The following is a 1,127-nucleotide window of genomic DNA, read 5'->3' as shown; positions in this document are numbered from 1 at the left end:
TAACATGGTAGAGAATGTCTGGAAAGAAGACTTGACCAGCAACGGACAAACCATTATCAAGTAACCGGTTATTCTAGCCTTTCTTAAACAGGAAACGAACGACAGCTGATCAGCATAGTGCTGGTCAGCTGTCTTGTTGTTGCTTATGCTTTTAACTGCGATGCCTAGCGCTATAAAGGGTGACTCAATCTTCTACAGACTGAGCTTCACCAGCGCCATTCTGATTTTTCTGGTGTTGATCGGGATTATCCTTTCCCTGATTGACGGCGGTTGGCTGGCTCTCTCCGAGTTTGGCCCCGGCTTTGTATTTCGAAATGTCTGGGACCCGGTAAACAGTGAGTTTGGGGCTGCCTCAGCCATTTACGGCACTCTGGTTTCTTCGCTTATTGCCATTGTGATTGCCATTCCTGTTGGGCTGGGCACGGCGATCTTCCTGGCCGAGCTGGCTCCGGACTGGATCAGTCGCCCCGTTAGTATGGCCATTGAGCTGCTGGCCGCTGTACCCAGTATTATTTACGGTATGTGGGGCCTGTTTGTCTTCGCGCCCTGGTTCTCAGAAGGCTTTCAATTCTGGGCACTGGAAAACTTGGTTGGCCTGCCTTTAATCGGCCACTGGTTTGACGGCCCTCCCATCGGCATCGGCCTGATGACGGCAGGCATCATTCTGTCATTCATGATTTTGCCCATTATTACGACTTTGACCCGTGACGCCCTGAAAACCATTCCCAATGTGGTCAGGGAAGCGGCTTACGGTGTCGGCGCAACGCCCTATGAAGTCATTACCCGTGTACTGTTGCCTAGCATCAAGAATGCTGCAGTGGGCGCCGGAATCCTTGGTCTGGGTCGTGCCTTGGGCGAAACCATGGCGGTTGCTTTTGTCATAGGCGGCGCCAACCGTATAGAGACTTCGCTGTTCATGCCAGCAAGCTCTATTTCTTCTACGATTGCCCAGCAGTTCAACGAAGCGACTAATGAGATGCACATCTCAGCTCTGATCAGCCTGGGTCTCGTACTGTTTGTACTGACCTTTATTGTGATGGGTGCTGCCCGTCTGCTGTTGAGGAAGCGATAATGCCAGTCAGGAAACTCAAGAACTACGCTTTCATCGGCTTCTGCACTTTCTGTGC

The 1,127-nt window shown here is 51.5% G+C and carries 1 protein-coding gene; it reads left to right on the top strand.

Annotated elements, in window-relative coordinates; genetic code table 11:
• Positions 1–160 precede the first annotated feature (160 nt).
• The gene (gene pstC, locus KDK17_RS13450; RefSeq protein WP_257288265.1) at positions 161–1,072 is read left to right on the top strand and encodes a phosphate ABC transporter permease subunit PstC; all 912 of its coding nucleotides are present in this window, start codon (positions 161–163) and stop codon (positions 1,070–1,072) included.
• The last annotated feature ends 55 nt before the right edge of the window (positions 1,073–1,127 follow it).

The organism is Endozoicomonas sp. SESOKO2 (genome assembly GCF_024606245.1).
Classification (GTDB): Bacteria; Pseudomonadota; Gammaproteobacteria; order Pseudomonadales; family Endozoicomonadaceae; genus Endozoicomonas_A.
This window is presented reverse-complemented; position numbering and strand designations above follow the sequence as displayed.

What these genes read in the sequence shown, in the direction of transcription:
- pstC (WP_257288265.1), top strand. Translation starts at nt 161, where the DNA reads ATGCCTAGCGCTATAAAGGGTGACTCAATCTTCTACAGACTGAGCTTC.